The organism is Amycolatopsis sp. NPDC004368 (assembly GCF_053602515.1).
In genome coordinates, this window is record NZ_JBSGDT010000018.1 from 1 (window position 1) to 18,053 (window position 18,053).

Below are 18,053 nucleotides of genomic sequence, written 5' to 3' on the forward strand. Positions count from 1 at the left end.
GCGCTCCTCGTCACTCAACACCAACGGCGGCAGTTTCGGATTCGGCATCACAACACCCTAACCACTGGCCCCGAAATTATGACTCAGGACACTAGTCCTTTTCGTTCTGCTCACGCTCGGCCCGGCGCCCGGCGAGACCACCGCGTTCGGCGGCTTCTTCTTCCGTCTCGCCTTCGCGCAGGCCGAGCGCCCACGCGCGCGCCGGGCGGCGGAACAGCAGCACGAGCGCGGCCAGGCCGCACACGCCGATCGGCACGCCCCACGCGGGCTGGCCGGAGGGGCCGAGCACGTACCAGCCCACGCCCATCAGCATCAGCGCGACGACGACCCCGGGCGAGCGCGCCCACTGCCGGCCGAGCACGAGCCCGGCGGAGGCGGCCAGGAACGCGAGCGCGAGCACGGCGTAGGTGCCGAACTCGGCCCAGATGTTGTTGCCCGGCTGCGAGGGTTCCCCCAGGCCGCGCACGAGGATCACGACACCCAGAACCAGGAGCCCGAGCCCGGGCAGCGCGGTGAGGATCCCGGCGAGGCGGACCTCGAACGGGGTGGGCGGCTGGTCCTCGGGGAGCGACACGGGTGCGGCCTTCCAAGCTGCTTTGCGGGAGCACAGGGACCCGACCTGCACGGGTCACGGTGGGTGAGCTATTTCGATCGTATGCCACCCGGTCGGCCGTTTTCGCGGGGCGCCGGGCACGTGAAAATCGGGGTTGTCGTCGATGAGCGGGCGGTCGGCCCGGGTGCACTTGTCACGACGAGCGGATGTTCGCCGTACGCAAGGGAGGACCGCCCGCCACAGGGTCACCGGACGCAGTACTGGCGCACCCCCTCGGGGCCGTTGTCCGTGTTGAGCTTCGCGTCACCATGTGCCGTCGAAGGTTCTCCGCCCGGACGAACGTCACCTACGGTGGGGATGTGCGCGCCATCCTCGTCGTGAACCCGCAGGCCACCTCGACCACCGCCGGTGGCCGGGATGTGCTGGCGCACGCGCTGGCCAGCCAGGTGAAGCTCGACATCGTCGAGACGGACTACCGCGGCCACGCGATGGCCGTGGCGCGCTCGGCGGCCCGCGACGGCTTCGACCTGGTGGTGGCGCACGGCGGCGACGGCACGGTCAACGAGGTCGTCAACGGTCTGCTCGCCGATTCCACCGGCGACCCGGGTGATCTCGGCTGCCTGCCGATGCTGGGTGTGGTGCCCGGCGGCTCGGCCAACGTCTTCGCACGCGCCCTCGGCCTGCCCGTGGACCCTGTGGAGGCCACACACCAGCTCCTGAACGCGCTGGAGAACGACCGCCGGCGGCGCATCGGCCTCGGGCTCGCCGACGGGCACTGGTTCACCTTCAACGCCGGGCTCGGCTGGGACGCCGACGTGGTGGGCCGCGTCGCGAAGCGGCGGGGCAAGGAAACCAGTGCGTCGTTGTACATGCGGGCCGCGGTGCGGTCGTACTTCCGGCCGCCGCTGGGCCGGCCGGCCCTGACGGTGCGGATCCCGGGCGAGGAGCCCACCGAGGTGGTGACCGCGTTCGTGTCGAACACCGATCCGTGGACGTACCTGGGTGAACGCGCGGTGCACCTCAACTCGGGTTGCTCGTTCGAGACGGGATTGGGCCTGTTCGCGTTGAACGGTCTGCGGTTGCCCACCGTGTTCACTCATGTACGCCAAGCTTTGCTCACGAAGAGCAACCAGAAAGGGCGCCACCTGGTGCGCCACGACGATGTGCCCATGATTCGCATCGACGCAGCTGAGCCGGTGAACTTCCAGGTCGACGGCGACCTCGTCGGGCAGCGGACGCGAGTGGAGTTCCACAGCGTTGCGAACGCACTCACAGTAATCGTGTGACGGTTCGACCACTGATCGCCTGCGGCAAAGTGCATCTTGCCGCTCGTCGACCCAGAACCTCCGCTCACCGCATCGCGCTTCCGCCAGACGGTCCGTTTCAGACAGAAACCGCAGGTCAGAGGCGTAGCTCGGCCGGGTGAGCTGACTCACCGATCTTCGGGAAACCCTTGTCGAACGCGGTGCTTCGTGAAAGCATTCACAAGCACCCAAAAACACGACCGCCATGACGACTGTGGCGCGGCTCTCCCGCGCCACTGTGAAGGAGCTCACGAACATGGACTGGCGCCACGACGCGTCCTGCCGAGACGAGGACCCCGAGCTGTTCTTCCCGGTGGGAACCAGCGGTCCGGCTCTGCTGCAGGTCTCCGAGGCGAAGGCCGTGTGCCACCGCTGCACCGTCGCTTCCGACTGCCTGGCCTGGGCTCTGGCCAGCGGCCAGGACGCCGGCGTGTGGGGCGGCATGAGCGAGGACGAGCGACGCGCGCTCAAGCGCCGCCGTACGCAGATCGGCACGCGCACCATCGCCTGAGCCATCGGCTCAGAAGCACCACACACCCGAACTGGAATTCAGTTGCAGGGGACTCTTGCGTCCCCTCCGCCTGCGACTTGGGGCGACACCCATCCGGTTCGAGCGTAACAATCGAGGTGAAATCACCCGCACCCGGGTAGGCCACACCTCACCAGGACTGAACAAGTCCTCCCGCGGAACGTCATGAGGGCCGGTACCGATTCGTTCGGTACCGGCCCTTCGGCGTGTCCGGGGTTCTTTCGTTCGCGCCTCCCACGGCGGTCCGTTGTGGACTCGCACCCGCGACGGATTCCCCTGGGGCAGAAGATCTTTCGCGTTCTGCGCGCCTTGTTCGCGCTCGCGTTCGGCTCGTTCCCGGTGAGCGGCATCCCGCCGGTTGAACGTCTCCCGAACGCCACCTGAACACCGGTCCCCGGGCGCCCTCTCTCACGCAGCCTGACACGTCACACAGCTTCGTCGGTTGACGATACTGTGTCTCACACAATATCGTGGTCAACGTGAAAGACACCGACTTGCTGGACGCGCATCGGCAGGAGCTGTGGCGGGGGACGGTGGTGCTGGCGAGTCTGCTGGCGCTGCAGAAGCCCGGGTACGGCTACGGGCTGCTCGATGCCCTGGAGCGTGCGGGGGTGCCTGCGCCGGCCAACACGCTGTACCCGCTGTTGCGCCGCTTGGAGGGGCAGGGCCTGCTGACCAGCGAGTGGGACACGTCAGGCACCCGGCCGCGCAAGTTCTACCGAACCAGCCTCGACGGGGTCCGCCTCGCTCGGGAGCTGCAGAAGGAGTGGCAAGCCATCGGCACCGCTCTCGGGCGGCTGGACAGCGAAAACGACCCCGCCGCAGCGGAGACCGACGCCGCGGAAGCGGACAGCACCGACTAGGTCACCGCCGCAGCAGACACAGCACCACAGACACGACCACCGCAGGCGGAACCGACACAGTCGGCGCCGCCACCACGACCCGGACAGACCCGGCCGGAGCAATCACCGGCGCAGCCGACACCACGGATGCAACCCGTGACCGGCAAGAGAAACGACCGTCAACACAGCAAGCGCCGCCACCAGTGGGTCAGACAGACACCACCGGAGAAGCGACACGCGCGACGCAGCCGCCGCGGTCACTCGCGGCCCACACCGACTCGGCGAAGCGACCACCGCACCGGCAGGCACAGCCGGACCGCGGCTCACCAGCTCCGAACGGGTCCACCGAACCGCAAACCACCAACCGAACTGGGGAACAGCCATGACAACAACACTCACCGACCGGTACGTCGCCGCCACCGTGCGGCACGTGGCGGCCAAGCACCGGCAGGAGATCGACCGCGAGCTGCGCGCCGCGATCGCCGACGAGGTCGAGGCGCGGGTGGAGCTGGGCGAGAGCCCGGCGAAGGCCGAGTACGCCGCGCTGGTCGAGCTCGGGGATCCGGCACGGCTGGCGACGCGGTACGCCGACAAGGCGACCGTGTTGATCGGCCCGGCCACCTACCCGTCCTTCGCCAAGGCGCTGCGGTTGCTGAGCGCGACCGTGCTGCCGATCGCCTACCTCGTGAACGGGATCGGGCACTGGGTGCGCGGGGAAAACGTGGCGGCGGCGATCTTTTCGCCGCTGGGCGCCACGATCACCGTCGCCGTGTACCTGTTCGCGGGCGTGACCGTCCTTTATGTACTCGTCGATCGGTTCGGCGGTGACCACGAGACAGGCGAGCCCGACGAGGCCTGGAAACCCGACCAGCTCCCCTTCTCCGACGCCACCGCCACCACCACGTGGAACGAGGTCGGCAGCGGGATCGTGCTGGGGATCCTGCTCGTGGTGGCGCTGTTCGTGCAGCGCTCGGCCACGCTGGTGACCACGGCGTCGGGCGCGCGGGTTCCGGTCATCGACCCCGCGCTGTGGAGCTTCTGGGTGCCGTTTTTCCTGGTGGTGCTGGTGCTTTCGCTCGCGCTGGCCGTGGCGAACCTGAGGCTCGGCCGCTGGACGCTCGCGACGGCCGTCGCCGGCAGTGTGCTCATCGTGGCGGCGACGGGGCCGCTCGCGTACCTGTTCCTGGACGCGCGGTTCCTCAACCCGGCGCTCGGCGGCGCCTTCGCGGCGGCCGGCAGCTGGATCGGCTGGCTCGCGCTGGTCGTGCTGGCCGCGATCACCGTCGGGGTGCTCGCGAAGACCTGGAGCCACCGTGACCGTCAGCGGATGGTGACCCTGTGACGAGCACGCTGGAAAAGCCCGCCGCTCCCCCGGAACTGCGCCGGCAGCTGATCTTCAACCTCGCCGTCAACCTCGTGGTCCCGGTCGTGCTCTTTTACGGCCTGCGTGCGCTGGGCGTCGACCAGTGGCTGGCGCTGCTGGCGGGCGTCGTGCCGCCGGGGGTGCGCGCGGTGCAAACCCTCGTCACCAAGCGGCGGGTGGACACGCTCGCGGTGTTCACCCTGAGCATCCTGGTGCTGACCGTCGGGGCGTCGTTCCTGTCGGGCAGCCCGCGGTTCCTGCTGGCCAAGGACGGCTGGCTGACCGCGGCGGCCGGGATGTGGATCCTGGTGACGCTGCCGCGCAAACCGTTCCTCTACCAGGTGCTGCGCTCGTTCCTCGGCGAAGCGGCACGCAACCGCATCGAACGCAACTGGGTCGGTTCCCCCACCTACCGGCACGTGCTGCGTGTGACCACCGCGATGTGGGGCGTGGTGCTCATCCTCGACGCCGGCGTGCGAGTGGTACTGGCCTACACCCTGCCCGTGGATCGGGTGCCGTTGATCAGCGGACTGCAGTACGTGGCCGTGTACCTCGCGCTCGAGGTCGCGTCCCGCGTCTACGCCCGCCGCAAGAGTGTCATCGCCGCGGTGGCGGCCGAAGTCGGGGAGGAAGCATGACCGTCGTCCTGGTCACCGGAGGAGCGAGCGGGATCGGCGCCGCGGTGGTGCGGCACTTCGCCGCCGGAGGCGCGAAAGTGGTGGTGGCCGACGTCGACGAAGCGGGCCAGGAGGTGGCCGCCGAGGTCGGGGGCCGGTTCGTGCGCACCGACGTGACGCGGCCCGAGGACAACGAAGCCGCCGTGTCCACCGCCGTGGCCGAGTACGGCGGGCTCGACGTGGTCCACCTCAACGCCGGCACGGGCGGCGCGGGCGGACTCGATGACCTCGACCTCGAGCGTTACCGCCGCACTCTGGCGGTGAACGTCGACGGCACGGTGTTCGGCCTGCGCGCCGCCGTTCCCGCGCTGCGGGCGAGTGGCGGGGGCGCGATCGTGGTCACCTCCAGCCTCGCGGGCATTTCGCCGGCCACGTTCGACCCGGTGTACTCGGCGAGCAAGCACGCGATCATCGGCCTGGTGCGTTCACTGGCTCCGGCCTGCGCCGATTCGGGAATCACGCTCAACGCCGTGTGCCCGGGCTTCGTCGAGACGCGCATGATCGGCGGGCTCAAGGACACGCTCGTCGCGAACGGCCTGGCCGTGGCCTCGCCCGAGGAAATCGCCGCCGCCGTCGCGACGATCGCCGCCGGCGAGGGCACGGGTGAGGCCTGGATGCTGCAGGCCGGGCTCGCGCCCCAGCGCGTCGAGTTCCCAGCGGTCGAGCTGAGCCAGATCACGCGAGGGTGAGGTAGGCGTCGAGCTGGGCGGCGCCGGCGAGCAGGGCGCGGCTGCGCGCGGTGAGCCGGCGCTGCCAGGCGTCGAGGAACGCGCTCAGCGCCTCGGCCCCGCCCGCCTCGCGCAGGGACTCGAGGAACTGCGCGACCTGGGCGAGCCGGTAGCCGCCCCGCCGCAGCTGCCGTGCGATCTCGGCGTCGCGGACGCAGTCCGGACCGTATTCGCGATAGCCCGTCACGCGGTCGCGGCGGGGACGCAGGATGCCCTCGGTTTCCCAGGCTCGCAAGGTCGCCGGGTGCACGTCGAGCCGCCGCGCGAGCTCGCCGACGGTCAGCGGCCGGCCGGTGAACGAAGGTCCGGCGGACAGGGTGCTCAGCGCCGTCGCGACCTCGGCGCGGGTGCCGCGTTCGGCGAGCAGGGCGACGTGCGCGGCGTCGAGGAGCCGGTACGCCGCTTCGGTGTCACCGCGGTGGATCGAGCGCATGATCTCCGTGGCCGGCTGGTGCCCGTGGCCGGTGCGCAACGCGAGGAACGCCCGCAGGGCCTGCGCGTGCCGGGGCGTGTAGCGGCGGTAGCCGGCGGCGCTGCGCTCGGTGGGTGGGAGCACGCCGTCGTCGTCGTAGTTTCGGACGGCCTGGGCCGACAACCCGTGCTCGCGCGCCAGGTCGATGGGTCGCAGGGTGAACCTCCGTTTGAGGGTTTGGCGCTTGTCCCGCAGGTGAATCGCGGCGAAGTCTCACTCGATTCTTCAACGATACGGTCGAGGACAGGGTTTCGGGAGAAAAGGGGTCACCCATGTCCACCACCACTTCACTGCGCGGGATCGGCCGCGAGCTCGGCGACGCGGCCGCCCTGGGCCGCGCCGTCGACGAGCTGCCGATCGCGCCGGCACTGCTGGCCCTCGGCGAGCCGACTCACGGGATCGCGGCGTTTCCCTTGCTGCGCAACGAACTTCTCGCCGTACTGGTCGAGCGCGGCTACCGGTCGATCGCGTTGGAGACCGACGTGTTCGCCGCGTCGATCGTCGACGACTACGTGCGCGGCGGCACCGGCGACCTCGACGAGGTGCTGAAAACCGGCTTCAGCCACTGGTTCGGCAACGTGCCCGGCAACCGTGAGCTGGTGCAGTGGCTGCGCGGGCACAACGCCGGCCGTGCGCCGCAGGACCAGGTGCGGTTCCACGGCTTCGACGCCCCGACGGAGACCACCTCCGCACCGAGCCCGCGGCGCGCGCTGACCGCCGTGCTCGGCTACCTGCCCGAAGCGTCGCGGCCCGCGATCCCCGACCTCGACGCGTTGCTCGGCTCTGAGGACGACTGGACCAACGAGGCCGCTCTGTACGACGCGGCCGCCTCCGTCGGCGGCTCCGAGCGCGCCCGCGCGCTGCGGATCGTCGCGGACGACCTGGCCAGCGCCCTGTACCGGGCGGCACCCGTGCTGCAACCCGCCGACCCGGCCGGCTATCGCCTCGCCGCCGCGTGTGCACGCACGGCCGTCGGCCTGCTGCGCTACCACGCGGCCATGGCGTTCGCCGCGCCCGATCGCATCGGGACCCTGCTCAGCCTGCGCGCGGAGATGATGGCCGGGAACCTGCTCGCGATGGTCGAGCAGGAGCGCCACCGCGGGCCGAGCCTGGTGTTCGCGCACAACGTGCACCTGCAGCGGGTGCCGTCGGTGATGCGGATGGGTCCCGAGGAGGCGGCGTGGGGCAGCGCGGGGGCGCTCGTCGCGTTGACGCTGGGTGAGCGGTACGTCTTCGTGGCCACGGACGCCAATCCGCACAGCCGGCCGGGCACCCTTCAGGGCGAACTGGCCGCCGCGACCACCCGCCGGGCCCTGTTCCCGGCGGCGCGGCTCCAGGCCGCTCTGCCCGCGTCGACCGGCACGGGCGAGCCGATCCTGCCCGGTCACCTGCCGTTGACGCCGGCTCAGCTGGCCGGCGCCGACGCGGTGATCTTCGTGGCCGACACCGACGGGAAACGCGTGGAGTACTGGCGGCTCTAGATGTGATGTCCATGGAAGGTGTCCCAAGCTGAGGTGACCTGGTGACGGCCTGTCGTACAGACAGGTGAAGGCCTCCGGATGTGAAGTGGAGCTGTCTAGGAACCACGTCACCCGCCGGAGGCCTTCGTGTCCCACCCTAACGCCACCTTGACCCCACGCACCCGACTGCGACTCGCTCGCCTGATCGTTGACCAAGGCTGGACCTGCACCGCAGCCGCGAAGATGTTCATGGTCACCGCCAAAACCGCCGCGAAATGGGCTCGCCGCTACCAGCTCGAAGGTGTCGCCGGGATGGCTGATCGCAGCTCACGCCCGCAGCACAGCCCGACCCGCACCCCCGAACACCTGGTACGGGCGGTCATGCGGCTGCGGTGGCGCAAGCGACTGGGCCCGGTCCAGATCGCCGGCCGTCTCGGTCTGCCCGCCTCGACCGTGCACGCGGTCCTGGTCAGGTGCCGGATCAACCGGCTCACCCGGATCGACCGGGTCACCGGAGAACCGCTGCGCCGCTACGAACACGATCATCCCGGCTCGATGATCCATGTCGATGTCACCAAGTTCGGCAACATCCCCGACGGCGGCGGACACCGATACCCCGGCCGGCAGCAGGGGGCCCGCAACAAACGAGCTACTCCCGGCTTGCCGCGCAACACCTACCGCAACCCACGCACCGGGACCGCGTTCGTGCACACCGTCATCGACGACCACTCACGCGTCGCCTACGGTCGGAGACCCTGCGCCGGGCAGCGTTACCGGGCTGGCTGCACTTCTACAATCATCACCGACCCCACAGCTCAACCGGCGGCAAGCCGCCTGTCACCCGACTGACCAACCTCCCCGGACATCACACCTAGAGCCGGCGCGAGAGGGGAATCCGCAGCGCGGCCTCGGTCCCCGGCACGCGCGCGCCCGTGGAGTCCGTGCGCACCTTGCGCAGCGACAACGACCCGCGCAGCTCCGATTCGACCAGCGTGCGCACGATCTGCAGGCCGAGGCCGTCGCTGCGTTCCAGCGAGAAGCCCGAGGGCAGGCCGCGGCCGTTGTCTCGGATGAGCACGTCGAGCCAGCGCGCCGAGCGCTCGACGATGATCTCGACCTTGCCCGGGCGGCCCTGTGGGAAGGCGTGCTCGATGGCGTTCTGCACGAGCTCCGTGAGCACCATGACCAGCGGCGTCGCGATCTCGGCGATGACGATGCCGAACGAGCCCTTGCGCGTCAGCCCCACCTGCGACTCCGCGGTGGCGACCTCGCCGACCATCGGCAGCACGTTGTCGAGGAGCTTGTCGAGGTCCACGCGCTCGTCGACGGAGATCGAGAGGGCCTCGTGGACCATCGCGATCGACGAGACGCGCCGCACGGACTCGCCGAGCGCGAGGCGGGCCTCCTCGCTCGTCGTGCGACGCGACTGGAGCCGCAGGAGCGCGGCGACCGTCTGCAGGTTGTTCTTCACGCGGTGGTGGATCTCGCGGATCGTCGCGTCCTTCGACAGCAGCGCGCGGTCGCGGCGCTTGACCTCGGTGACGTCGCGGACCAGCACGAGCGCGCCCGCCGCCTGGCCCGAGGGCCGCAGCGGCAGCGCGCGGAACAGCACCACGGCACCCCGCCGGGAGTCGGCCTCGGTGCGGGTGGAGGGCTTGCCGTCGAGGGCCTCGATGATGCGGTGGGAGACCTCGGTGGCGTCGAACGGGTCGCGGATCAGCGAGCGCGTCAACGGCGCCAATCTCTGTCCGACCAGGTCGGACTCGTGACCCATGCGGTGGTAGGCCGAGAGCCCGTTGGGGCTCGCGAACACGACGGTGCCGCTCGGGTCGAGGCGGATGAGCCCGTCGCCGACGCGGGGGCTGGTGTGCGTGTCGGTCTGGTTGCCGCCCGGTGGCGGGAACGTGCCGTCGACGATCATCTGGCACAGGTCGCCGGCGCTGCCGAGGTACGCGATCTCCAGCGGGCTCGGCACGCGCGGCGCGGCCAGGTTCGTCTCGCGGCTCAGCACGGCGATCACCTCGCCGCCGAAGCTCACCGGCACGGCTTCGCGCCGCATCGGCAGGTCGCGGTACCAATGCGGGTCTTCCTCGCGGCCGATCTTCACCTCGCGCACGGCCTTGGCCAGCTCGGGGTGCTCGGCGACCGTGAACCGCGTGCCCACCACGTCCTCGGGGTGCGCGGTGGGCGCAGTGGTGGGGCGCGCGTGCGCGACGCACACGAAATCCCCGCCCTCGGGCTGCAGGTCCTTCGCGACGGGGACCCACAGCAGGAAATCGGCGAACGACAGGTCGGCCAGCAGCTGCCACTCCGCGACGACGGTCTGCAGGTGGTCGGCCGCCTCACCGGGGAGGCCGGTGTTCTCGGCGAGCAGGTCGGAAAGCGTGGACACGAGCTACTCGGCGACCACGAGCGTGTGGGTCATCCGCCCATCAAACCAGAGCGGACGGCGATGAGCACGGGCGCCGCAGGTGAGCCGGGGCACGCATGACACACTGGAGCGGTTGACCCGAGCCCGGCTGGTGCTCCCGCACCCCCGCACGGGCCATCCAGCGCGAACCACGAGGAGTGAAGCATGTCGAAGCGCGCCCGCAAGCGTCGCGACCGCAAGAAGAACGGCGCGAACCACGGCAAGAAGCCCAACGCCTGATTCCGGCGTCCGGACGCGACACGGCCCCCGCACCAGCAGGTACGGGGGCCGTCGTCGTGTTCAGAGCGTGGGTTACTCGCCGGAGCGCTGCTCGACGGTGATCTCGGTGCGCTCGACCGTCACACCGCCGCGGGTGGCCACGGTCTGGCGGATCGAGGCGCGCAGCCGCGTCTTCAGGTCCGCCGGAGCCAGGTCGCCACCGCACTTGCGGTGCAGGAGCTCCTTGATCTGCTCGTCGATTCCGTACTCCTCGAGGCACGGCGGGCAGTCCTCGATGTGGCGGCGCAGCTCGGCGTCGCGCAGCGGGCTGCACTCCTTGTCGAGGAGCAGGTAGATCTCCGACAGTGCCTCTTCGCAGCGGACCTTGTCCTTGTCCTTCTCCGACGCGTCACCCGTGCTCATCGCTTCGCCACCTCCTCGCGGTCACCGCGGATGAAGCCGCGCTCGCGCGCGACATCGGCCAGCAGGTCGCGCAGCTGGGCGCGGCCACGGTGCAGACGGGACATCACGGTGCCGATGGGCGTGTCCATGATCTCGGCGATCTCCTTGTACGCGAAGCCCTCGACGTCCGCCAGGTAGACGGCAAGCCGGAACTCTTCGGGCAGCTTCTGCAGCGCCTGCTTCACGTCGGCGTCGGGGAGGTTGTCCATCGCCTCGACCTCGGCCGAGCGCAGCCCGCTGGAGGTGTGGCTCTCCGCCTTGGCGATCTGCCAGTCGGTGATCTCCTCGGTGGGCTGCTGCACGGGCTGCCGCTGACGCTTGCGGTAGCCGTTGATGTAGGTGTTGGTGAGGATGCGGTACATCCACGCCTTGAGGTTCGTGCCGGCCTTGAAGGACGCGAACGCCGCGTACGCCTTGAGGTAGGTCTCCTGGACCAGGTCCTCGGCGTCGGACGGGTTCCGCGTCATCCGCATCGCAGCCGAATACAGCTGGTCGAGCAGGGGCATCGCGTCGCGTTCGAAGCGCTCCGCCAGCTCCAGCTCGTCGGCCGCCGTCTCCGGCGCGTTCTTCGGCGCGGTGTTCGGGGTGCTCGGCAAACCGTTACCTTCCCGTTCGGCGTCGATGCGCTTCTGCGCATACGGCAACGCCGAGTTTACGCGGGGGCTCGGGAGGCCCTGCTCGGTGCTGCGCCTACGAGGGCGGGCAGTGGTCAGCGTCATGGTCACGTTGGTTTCAACAGAACGTGGCGGGCGTCCATTCCCGCGTCCTTCGTAGACTCCGATCCCATGGCGGGCAAGGGAACTCCGGCGACGGCGCTGCTGACGAAACACAAGGTGGCGCACACACTGCACGCTTACGACCACGACCCGCGGGCCGATTCGTACGGCCTGGAGGCGGTCGAAGCCCTCGGCCTGGAGGCCGCGCGCGTGTTCAAGACGCTGGTGGCCGAGGTGGACGGGAAGCTCACGGTGGGCGTGGTGCCGGTCACAGGGTCTTTGGATCTGAAAGCACTGGCGGCGGCGGTGGGTGGGAAGAAGGCCCGGATGGCCGATCCGGCGGCGGCGCAGCGGGCCACGGGGTACGTGCTCGGGGGGATCTCGCCGCTGGGGCACCGCAGCCGGCTGCCGGTGGTGATCGACGCGTCGGCTTCGGCGTTCGCGACGGTGTACTGCTCGGCCGGGCGGCGGGGGCTCGAGGTGGAGGTCGCGCCGGGGGACCTGGTGCGGTTGACCGGGGGTGTGGTGGCCTCCATCGGTGCGTGAGGTCGAGTCGAGCTATCGCGGTTTCGACACATCCGACTCAAGCTGCGTGAGATCGCGCACCGCGTAGCGGTGGTGCTCGGCTTCTTCCTTCAGCACGACCTTCAGACAGCGGCGCACGACGTACTCCTGGTCGGGATACGGATCCGCCGGCTTGCGGCCGCATCGCCGGTCGAGTTCGCCCTCGGTGAGCGCGGCGACGACCCGCCGCATCGTGGCCATGCGGGCGAGCCGCGGCGCGAGCACTTGGTCGAGGGTCGGGGTGGCCTCCAGGGTGAGGCCGAGCTTCGCCGCGGCGTCAGCCGGCATCCCCCCGGCGGGGAGGCCCAACGGGTGATAGGGCGCTTCCTCCTCGAGCACGGCGTTGCCGAGCCAGGCGTCGCAGGCGAACAGGAGATGCCGTTGTGTCTCCACGAACGACCACTCGCCATCGACCCGCTCGTGCAGCTTCGCCTCGGGCAACAGCCGCGCGCGGTCGAACGTCGCGCTCCACATGGTCTCGACAGCAGCCCAAGCGGCCTGACAGTCCACCGGGGACACTGCGTTCCGCGCCAGCGCCCGTGCGGGATGCCGGCGGTCGAGTTCGGCCTCGACGTACCCCGTCACGTCGACGTCGTTGACGACCACGCGCTCGAAGCCACCACCGAGGTAGACGTCGCCGCCGTAGCAGTCGACGATCTTCAGCCCGGTCACCTCGCAGTCGCGGATCTCGAGGCCGGCGACATCACACAGGTGGATACGACCACCGCGGAACTGGTCGCTGTGGGTGTATTCGGAAGCCATCGGATCAGTCTCACCCACCCGTCACAGGTGCGGCCGCAGAACCCGTCCCAACCACTCCGCCGCGGCTCGGGACACCGCGTCCAGGTCCGCCGACAGGGTGTGGTCCCCCGGGACCAGCACCACCTCGTGGTGTGGACCCGCCGCCGGACGGCCGAACGGGTCCCGCTCTCCCTGCACCACCAGCGTCGGCACGTCCACGGCGTCCAGCTCCGGCTGCCGCGTCTTCTCCGGCTTGCCCGGCGGGTGCTCGGGGAACGCCAGGCACAAGACCGCCACCGCCTGACCGGCCGAAGCCGTCCGGCACGCCACCCGGGCCCCCGAGGAGCGGCCGCCGAAGACCAACGGCAGGTCGTCGAAGTGCGCCGACAGCTCGTCCGCCACCGCGAGCCAGGCCGTGTCCAGCTGCTTGGCCGGGGCGGGGGCCCGGCGGCCGGCCACGCGGTACGGCTGTTCGATCAGCGCGACGTGCACCCCGGCGGCCTTCGCGGCGCGGGCGACCGCCACGAGGTCCTTCGCGCCGATGCCGCCGCCGGCGCCGTGGCCCAGGAGGAGCACGGCGGCGCCGTCCTTGGCGCAGTGGAGCTCGGCGCGGGCGGGGCCGTGGGGGGTGTCGATCTCGAGCGTGGTCATCAGAACAACGCGTCCGGGTCCGCCGCCGGTGCGGTGCGGGTGAGCAGCTGAGGACCGTTGTTGCGGACGTTGTTGACGAGCGTCGAGATCGGCCGCAGCTCGAGCGTCTCGACGAAGTCCGGGGGCGTGGGCACGAGCAGACCGTCCACTGAGGACTGGTCGGGGTCGAGCCAGCCGTCCCAGTGTTCGCGCGGCACGATCAGGGGCATGCGGTCGTGGATGCCCCGAAGCTGCCCCTCGGCGTCGGTCGTGATGATGGAGAACGTGATCAGCGGGTCGTCCGAAGACCCGTCCTTCGGGCGCCAGCTCTCCCAGATCCCGCCGAACGCGATCGAGGAGCCCGAAGGATCCGTCATGTAGAACGGCTCCTTCTCCTTGCCGGTGCGGCGCCATTCGAACCAGCCGTCGGCCGGGACGAGGCAGCGGCGCGACTTCAGGGCGCGTTTGAAGGCCGGCTTTTCAGCCGCCGTCTCGGCGCGCGTGTTGATCATGCGCGAGCCGACGGACGGGTCCTTCGCCCAGAACGGCACCAGGCCCCACTTCATGATCCGCAGCGACCGCTCGGCGGGCTCGTCCTCGAGCACCTGCCCTTCGGCGTCGCGGGGGTGGCGCTGCACCACGGCGACGACGTTCTTGGTGGGCGCGACGTTGTAGTCCTCGCGCGCGGCGCCCTCGGTCAGGTCGACCGCGGCGAACTCGTCGATCAGCTTCGCGGGGTCCTTCGTCGCCGCGTAACGGCCGCACATGCCAGCCTCCTTGCGCGTCTCAAGACGCCATCGTTACACGCAGGCCCGGCCGGGCGCGACCGGCATGGGATCATTTCGACCAGGCAGGACGACCGGGAGGACGGTGGGCGGTTTGGCGCGAGGCGACTGGAGCAGGCTGGACGAATCCGACGTGCGGGTGCGTCCCGGCAAGGGCACCAGGCCCCGTACCAAGCGCCGGCCCGAGCACGCCGACGCCGTCACCGCGATGGTGATCGGCAAGGACCGCGGCCGCTGGACGTGCGCGGTGAACGCCGACCCCGAACGGGTGGTCACGGCCATGCGGGCGCGCGAGATGGGCCGCGTCTCGGTGGTCGTCGGGGACATGGTCGCGCTGGTCGGCGACGTTTCGGGCCAGCCGGACACACTCGCGCGCATCGTGCGCGTGGACGAGCGCACCAGCGTGCTGCGCCGCACCGCCGACGACACCGACCCGTACGAGCGCGTGGTCGTCGCCAACGCCGCGCAGCTGCTGATCGTCACCGCGCTGGCCGATCCCCCACCGCGAACCGGGTTCATCGACCGGTGTCTCGTCGCGTGTTACGCCGGGGGCCTCGAACCCGTGCTGTGCCTGACGAAAGCCGACCTGGCGAGCCCCGACGAGCTGCTGGCGAGCTACGCCGGCCTCGACGTGCCGGCGATCGTCACGCGCCACGACGAAAAGCCCGAGGGCCTGGCCGAACGCCTCGAAGGCCGCGTGACGGCGCTGGTCGGGCACTCCGGCGTCGGCAAGTCCACGCTGGTCAACCGGCTGGTGCCCGACGCGTCGCTGGCGACGGGCGTGGTGAGCGCCGTCGGCAAGGGTCGGCACACGTCCGTGGCGGCCGTCGCGCTGCCCCTGCCCCTGCCGGGCGGCGGCTGGGTGATCGACACGCCGGGGGTCCGGTCGTTCGGGCTGGCCCACGTGACCGCCGACGACATCGTGAACGCCTTCGAGGAGTTCGCCGAGGCCGCCGAGGAGTGCCCCACGAACTGCGGCCACCTCGGCGCGCCGGAGGACCCCGACTGCGCGCTCGACGACGTCGTCACCGAGGGCCGCGCGAGCGCCGAGCGGCTGGCGTCGCTGCGGCGGCTGCTCGTTTCCCGCGCGGGAGGCGCCGAGTGACTCTTGATCACGGGACAAACGGGCGCTGACGGCGGCCGGAGGTTGGCAACCGCGCGCGAAGCCGATGGGGTGGAAATCCCACCACCACAAGGAGACGCCGCCCGTGCCGACCGACCCCGAGGCCTACCCCCTCGACATCGAGTTCGTCCAGAACCCCACGAGATCGAAGCGAAGCTGCGGGTCGAGGCGCCGGTGCGCCTGGTCGAGTCCCCGCGCGGGACGCGGTCGTGGCTGGTCACGCGCTACGAGGACGTCAAAGAGGCGTTGACCAGTCCGTACGTCCAGAAGGACGAAGCCGCACAAGCCCGCCTGCGCGCCCGGCACCACGACTCGTCGTTCTCGATGCTGGCGCCCGCGTATCGGCTGCTCGACAGCCACATGCTCAACACCGACCCGCCCGACCACACGCGGCTGCGCAAGCTCGTCGCGAAGGTGTTCACGACGCGGGCGATCGCCCGCCTGCGGCCGCGCATCGAGGCCACGACCGCGCGGCTGCTCGACGAGCTCGCCGACCGGGACCGGGTGGACCTCGTCGAGCACTTCGCCGCGCCGCTGCCCATGTCGGTGATCTGCGACCTCCTCGGCGTGCCCGAAGCGGATCGCGGGACCTTCGCCGGGTGGGCACAGGTGATCGTGTCCGCGGTTGCCGACCAGAGGCTCGTCGACGCTTCCGAGCGGTTCATCGCGTTCCTGCGTGACCTCATCGCCGCCAAACGGACGGCTCCGGGTGAAGACCTGCTGTCCGACCTCATCACCGTGGCCGAAGACGGTGACCGGCTGTCGGAGGACGAACTGGTCGGCATGGCCTCGCTGCTGGTGATCGCCGGCCACGACACCACCGTCAACCTGATCGCCAACGGCACGCTCGCGTTGCTGCGAGCGCCTGAGCAGCTCGCCGCGTTGCGCGCCGACCCGACGCTCGTCCCGAACGCGGTCGAGGAGCTGCTGCGGTACGAGAGCCCGCTGCACCTCGCGACCCCGCGGTTCACGACGGCACCCATCACCCTCGGCGGCGTCGAGATCCCGGCGGACGAGTTCCTGTCGGTGTCACTGCTCTCCGCGAACCGCGACGGCGACCGGTTCGCCGACCCCGACGAGCTCGACGTGACCCGGCCGGCGGGCGGGCACGTCGCGTTCGGCCACGGCATCCACCACTGCCTCGGCGCGCCGCTCGCCCGGCTGGAGGGCGCGATCGCGCTCGGCGCCCTCATCGAGCGGTTCCCGGCGCTTCGGCTCGCCGACGGTGCCGACCCGGCGAAGTGGCGGTTCTCGACGCTGATGCGCGGACTGGAGGGAGCTGCCCGTCGCGACGCGGTGAAACCTGCTGGAACCGACGGCGGTCACCGCGCGTCTCATCAGTACTCCGCAGGCGGACGGCAGTTCGGGTGATCGACTACCCAAATCGTGACCAAAAGTGCGTAACTGTTGCCCCGTTCCAGCGATACTGCGGATGGAGTATTGACCTTCCTAGGGGGATTGCATGCGCAAAACCACTTTCGTCGTCGCCGCGGGTGCCGCGCTGGCACTCGTGCTGACGGGCTGTGGTTCCAAGGCCGAGAACGGGACCGCGTCGGCGACGGGCGGCGACAAAGCCTCCTCGGGGCTCGCCTCGCCGTTCGCGAACGTGCTGGAGCTGGCGAAGGCGTCCAAGCAGGGCACCTCGAAGTCGAAGTCGTCGAAGATGTCGATGACCATGTCGCTCGGCGGCAAGAACGTGACGGCCGACGGCGTCATGTCGTACGACCCGGGCAACCTGAAGATGTCGATGACGATGACCACCGACGGTCAGCAGAGCGAGGTCCGGCTCATCGACAAGACGATGTACATGAAGCTCCCCGCTTCCGAGGCGTCGCAGCTGGGCACCGACAAGCCCTGGGTGAAGATCTCGCCGGACTCCGACGACCCGCTGTCGAAGGCCCTCTCCGGCAGCATGTCGCAGGCTTCCGAGCAGAGTGACCCGACGAAGATCCTCGACCAGATCAGCGAGGCCGGCCGGATCGTCAGCTCCGACCAGACCACGCTGGACGGCCAGCAGGTGAACCACTACAAGGTCGAGATCGACCTCGCCAAGTCGATGGACAAGATGCTGGAAAGCGTCCCGGCCGAGTCCCAGGCCCAGGTCAAGCAGCTGCTCCAGGGCAAGGACATCAAGATGCCGGCCGAGCTCTGGCTGGACAAGGACCAGCTCCCGCTCCAGATCACGATGGACGAGAGCGAAATGATGAAGGCGATGGGCGCGCCGGCCTCGGCCGCGGGCTCCGGCAAGATCGTCGTCAAGTACACCGACTGGGGCACCCCGGTCGACGTCACCGCTCCGCCGGCCGACCAGGTCACGGACATGAGCGAGATCGCGAAGCACATGGGCGGCTGATCGTCCGCTGTCTCACCGAAGGGCGCCTCGACAACCGTCGGGGCGCCCTTTGCGCTACTACGGGTAGTTGCGCTTCCCCCGAACGGGTCCGGGCGGTCGGCTGTGCTTTTGTGGGGTCTCTT

The 18,053-nt window shown here is 70.2% G+C and carries 20 protein-coding genes and 1 pseudogene; 13 read left to right on the plus strand and 8 right to left on the minus strand.

The annotated features are described in order from the left end of the window. Nucleotides 1-91: 91 nt before the first annotated feature. Entirely contained in the window at nucleotides 92-574 is a 483-nt protein-coding gene (locus ACWEOE_RS23955) for a hypothetical protein (protein ID WP_452012661.1), read from the minus strand. 338 nt (nucleotides 575-912) lie between these two features. Here ACWEOE_RS23955 and ACWEOE_RS23960 point away from each other — a divergent pair, with 338 nt between their 5' ends. From ACWEOE_RS23960 to ACWEOE_RS23985, 6 genes are all read left to right on the plus strand, one after another. Beyond that, nucleotides 913-1,839, plus strand: a complete 927-nt coding sequence (locus tag ACWEOE_RS23960; protein ID WP_452012662.1) for a diacylglycerol/lipid kinase family protein — start codon at nucleotides 913-915, stop codon at nucleotides 1,837-1,839. Between the two features lie 274 nt (nucleotides 1,840-2,113). Further along, nucleotides 2,114-2,368: a WhiB family transcriptional regulator gene (locus tag ACWEOE_RS23965; protein WP_220247091.1), complete on the plus strand. Its 255-nt coding sequence runs from the start codon at nucleotides 2,114-2,116 to the stop codon at nucleotides 2,366-2,368. A 497-nt stretch (nucleotides 2,369-2,865) separates the two neighbouring features. After that, nucleotides 2,866-3,249, plus strand: a complete 384-nt coding sequence (locus tag ACWEOE_RS23970; protein ID WP_452012664.1) for a PadR family transcriptional regulator — start codon at nucleotides 2,866-2,868, stop codon at nucleotides 3,247-3,249. A 361-nt stretch (nucleotides 3,250-3,610) separates the two neighbouring features. Next, nucleotides 3,611-4,570, plus strand: coding sequence for a permease prefix domain 1-containing protein (locus tag ACWEOE_RS23975; RefSeq protein ID WP_452012665.1), 960 nt, complete (start codon nucleotides 3,611-3,613; stop codon nucleotides 4,568-4,570). After that, complete coding sequence (locus tag ACWEOE_RS23980; RefSeq protein WP_452012667.1) at nucleotides 4,567-5,229, plus strand: VC0807 family protein; 663 nt, start codon at nucleotides 4,567-4,569, stop codon at nucleotides 5,227-5,229. Before ACWEOE_RS23975 ends, ACWEOE_RS23980 begins: the two co-directional genes overlap by 4 nt. After that, nucleotides 5,226-5,957, plus strand: a complete 732-nt coding sequence (locus tag ACWEOE_RS23985) for an SDR family NAD(P)-dependent oxidoreductase (protein WP_452012668.1) — start codon at nucleotides 5,226-5,228, stop codon at nucleotides 5,955-5,957. Before ACWEOE_RS23980 ends, ACWEOE_RS23985 begins: the two co-directional genes overlap by 4 nt. On the opposite strand, the gene ACWEOE_RS23990 is transcribed toward ACWEOE_RS23985, so the two are convergent. Further along, nucleotides 5,944-6,624: a MerR family transcriptional regulator gene (locus ACWEOE_RS23990; RefSeq protein ID WP_452012842.1), complete on the minus strand. Its 681-nt coding sequence runs from the start codon at nucleotides 6,622-6,624 to the stop codon at nucleotides 5,944-5,946. The two genes, ACWEOE_RS23985 and ACWEOE_RS23990, sit on opposite strands and share 14 nt — an antisense overlap. Nucleotides 6,625-6,740: 116 nt before the next feature. Between ACWEOE_RS23990 and ACWEOE_RS23995 the strand changes: the two genes are divergently transcribed. After that, on the plus strand, nucleotides 6,741-7,949 hold the full coding sequence (locus tag ACWEOE_RS23995; protein ID WP_452012670.1) for an erythromycin esterase family protein: 1,209 nt from the start codon (nucleotides 6,741-6,743) through the stop codon (nucleotides 7,947-7,949). 126 nt (nucleotides 7,950-8,075) lie between these two features. After that, nucleotides 8,076-8,803: pseudogene (locus ACWEOE_RS24000) on the plus strand (leucine zipper domain-containing protein). Here the strand turns inward: ACWEOE_RS24000 and ACWEOE_RS24005 are convergent. Further along, nucleotides 8,800-10,320: a sensor histidine kinase gene (locus tag ACWEOE_RS24005; protein WP_452012671.1), complete on the minus strand. Its 1,521-nt coding sequence runs from the start codon at nucleotides 10,318-10,320 to the stop codon at nucleotides 8,800-8,802. The pseudogene ACWEOE_RS24000 and the gene ACWEOE_RS24005 overlap by 4 nt on opposite strands. A gap of 183 nt (nucleotides 10,321-10,503) precedes the next feature. Between ACWEOE_RS24005 and ACWEOE_RS24010 the strand changes: the two genes are divergently transcribed. After that, the gene (locus tag ACWEOE_RS24010; protein ID WP_098515123.1) at nucleotides 10,504-10,578 is read left to right on the plus strand and encodes a 50S ribosomal protein bL37; all 75 of its coding nucleotides are present in this window, start codon (nucleotides 10,504-10,506) and stop codon (nucleotides 10,576-10,578) included. Nucleotides 10,579-10,650: 72 nt separating this feature from the next. Here ACWEOE_RS24010 and rsrA read toward each other — a convergent pair whose 3' ends face one another. Further along, nucleotides 10,651-10,980 (minus strand): mycothiol system anti-sigma-R factor, encoded by a 330-nt coding sequence (gene rsrA, locus ACWEOE_RS24015; protein ID WP_452012672.1) that lies wholly within the window; start codon nucleotides 10,978-10,980, stop codon nucleotides 10,651-10,653. Further along, nucleotides 10,977-11,615, minus strand: coding sequence for a sigma-70 family RNA polymerase sigma factor (locus ACWEOE_RS24020; protein ID WP_452012843.1), 639 nt, complete (start codon nucleotides 11,613-11,615; stop codon nucleotides 10,977-10,979). Before ACWEOE_RS24020 ends, rsrA begins: the two co-directional genes overlap by 4 nt. A gap of 189 nt (nucleotides 11,616-11,804) precedes the next feature. On the opposite strand from ACWEOE_RS24020, the gene ybaK reads away from it, so the two are divergent. Further along, entirely contained in the window at nucleotides 11,805-12,281 is a 477-nt protein-coding gene (gene ybaK / locus ACWEOE_RS24025; RefSeq protein WP_452012673.1) for a Cys-tRNA(Pro) deacylase, read from the plus strand. A 12-nt stretch (nucleotides 12,282-12,293) separates the two neighbouring features. On the opposite strand, the gene ACWEOE_RS24030 is transcribed toward ybaK, so the two are convergent. From ACWEOE_RS24030 to ACWEOE_RS24040, 3 genes are read right to left on the minus strand one after another with little or no spacing between them, the layout of a single operon-like run. Next, nucleotides 12,294-13,061 (minus strand): DinB family protein, encoded by a 768-nt coding sequence (locus ACWEOE_RS24030; RefSeq protein WP_452012674.1) that lies wholly within the window; start codon nucleotides 13,059-13,061, stop codon nucleotides 12,294-12,296. A gap of 21 nt (nucleotides 13,062-13,082) precedes the next feature. Next, a complete protein-coding gene (locus tag ACWEOE_RS24035) occupies nucleotides 13,083-13,691 on the minus strand; it encodes an alpha/beta hydrolase family protein (protein WP_452012675.1) in 609 nt (202 codons plus the stop codon). After that, nucleotides 13,691-14,437 (minus strand): SOS response-associated peptidase, encoded by a 747-nt coding sequence (locus ACWEOE_RS24040; RefSeq protein WP_452012677.1) that lies wholly within the window; start codon nucleotides 14,435-14,437, stop codon nucleotides 13,691-13,693. Before ACWEOE_RS24040 ends, ACWEOE_RS24035 begins: the two co-directional genes overlap by 1 nt. Nucleotides 14,438-14,549: 112 nt before the next feature. Between ACWEOE_RS24040 and rsgA the strand changes: the two genes are divergently transcribed. From rsgA to ACWEOE_RS24055, 3 genes are all read left to right on the plus strand, one after another. Further along, nucleotides 14,550-15,560 carry a ribosome small subunit-dependent GTPase A gene (rsgA, locus tag ACWEOE_RS24045; protein ID WP_452012679.1) on the plus strand — a complete coding sequence of 337 codons (1,011 nt, stop codon included), beginning with the start codon at nucleotides 14,550-14,552 and terminating at the stop codon, nucleotides 15,558-15,560. A gap of 192 nt (nucleotides 15,561-15,752) precedes the next feature. Beyond that, complete coding sequence (locus ACWEOE_RS24050) at nucleotides 15,753-16,949, plus strand: cytochrome P450 family protein (RefSeq protein WP_452012681.1); 1,197 nt, start codon at nucleotides 15,753-15,755, stop codon at nucleotides 16,947-16,949. 91 nt (nucleotides 16,950-17,040) lie between these two features. Beyond that, a complete protein-coding gene (locus ACWEOE_RS24055; RefSeq protein WP_452012683.1) occupies nucleotides 17,041-17,931 on the plus strand; it encodes a hypothetical protein in 891 nt (296 codons plus the stop codon). The last annotated feature ends 122 nt before the right edge of the window (nucleotides 17,932-18,053 follow it).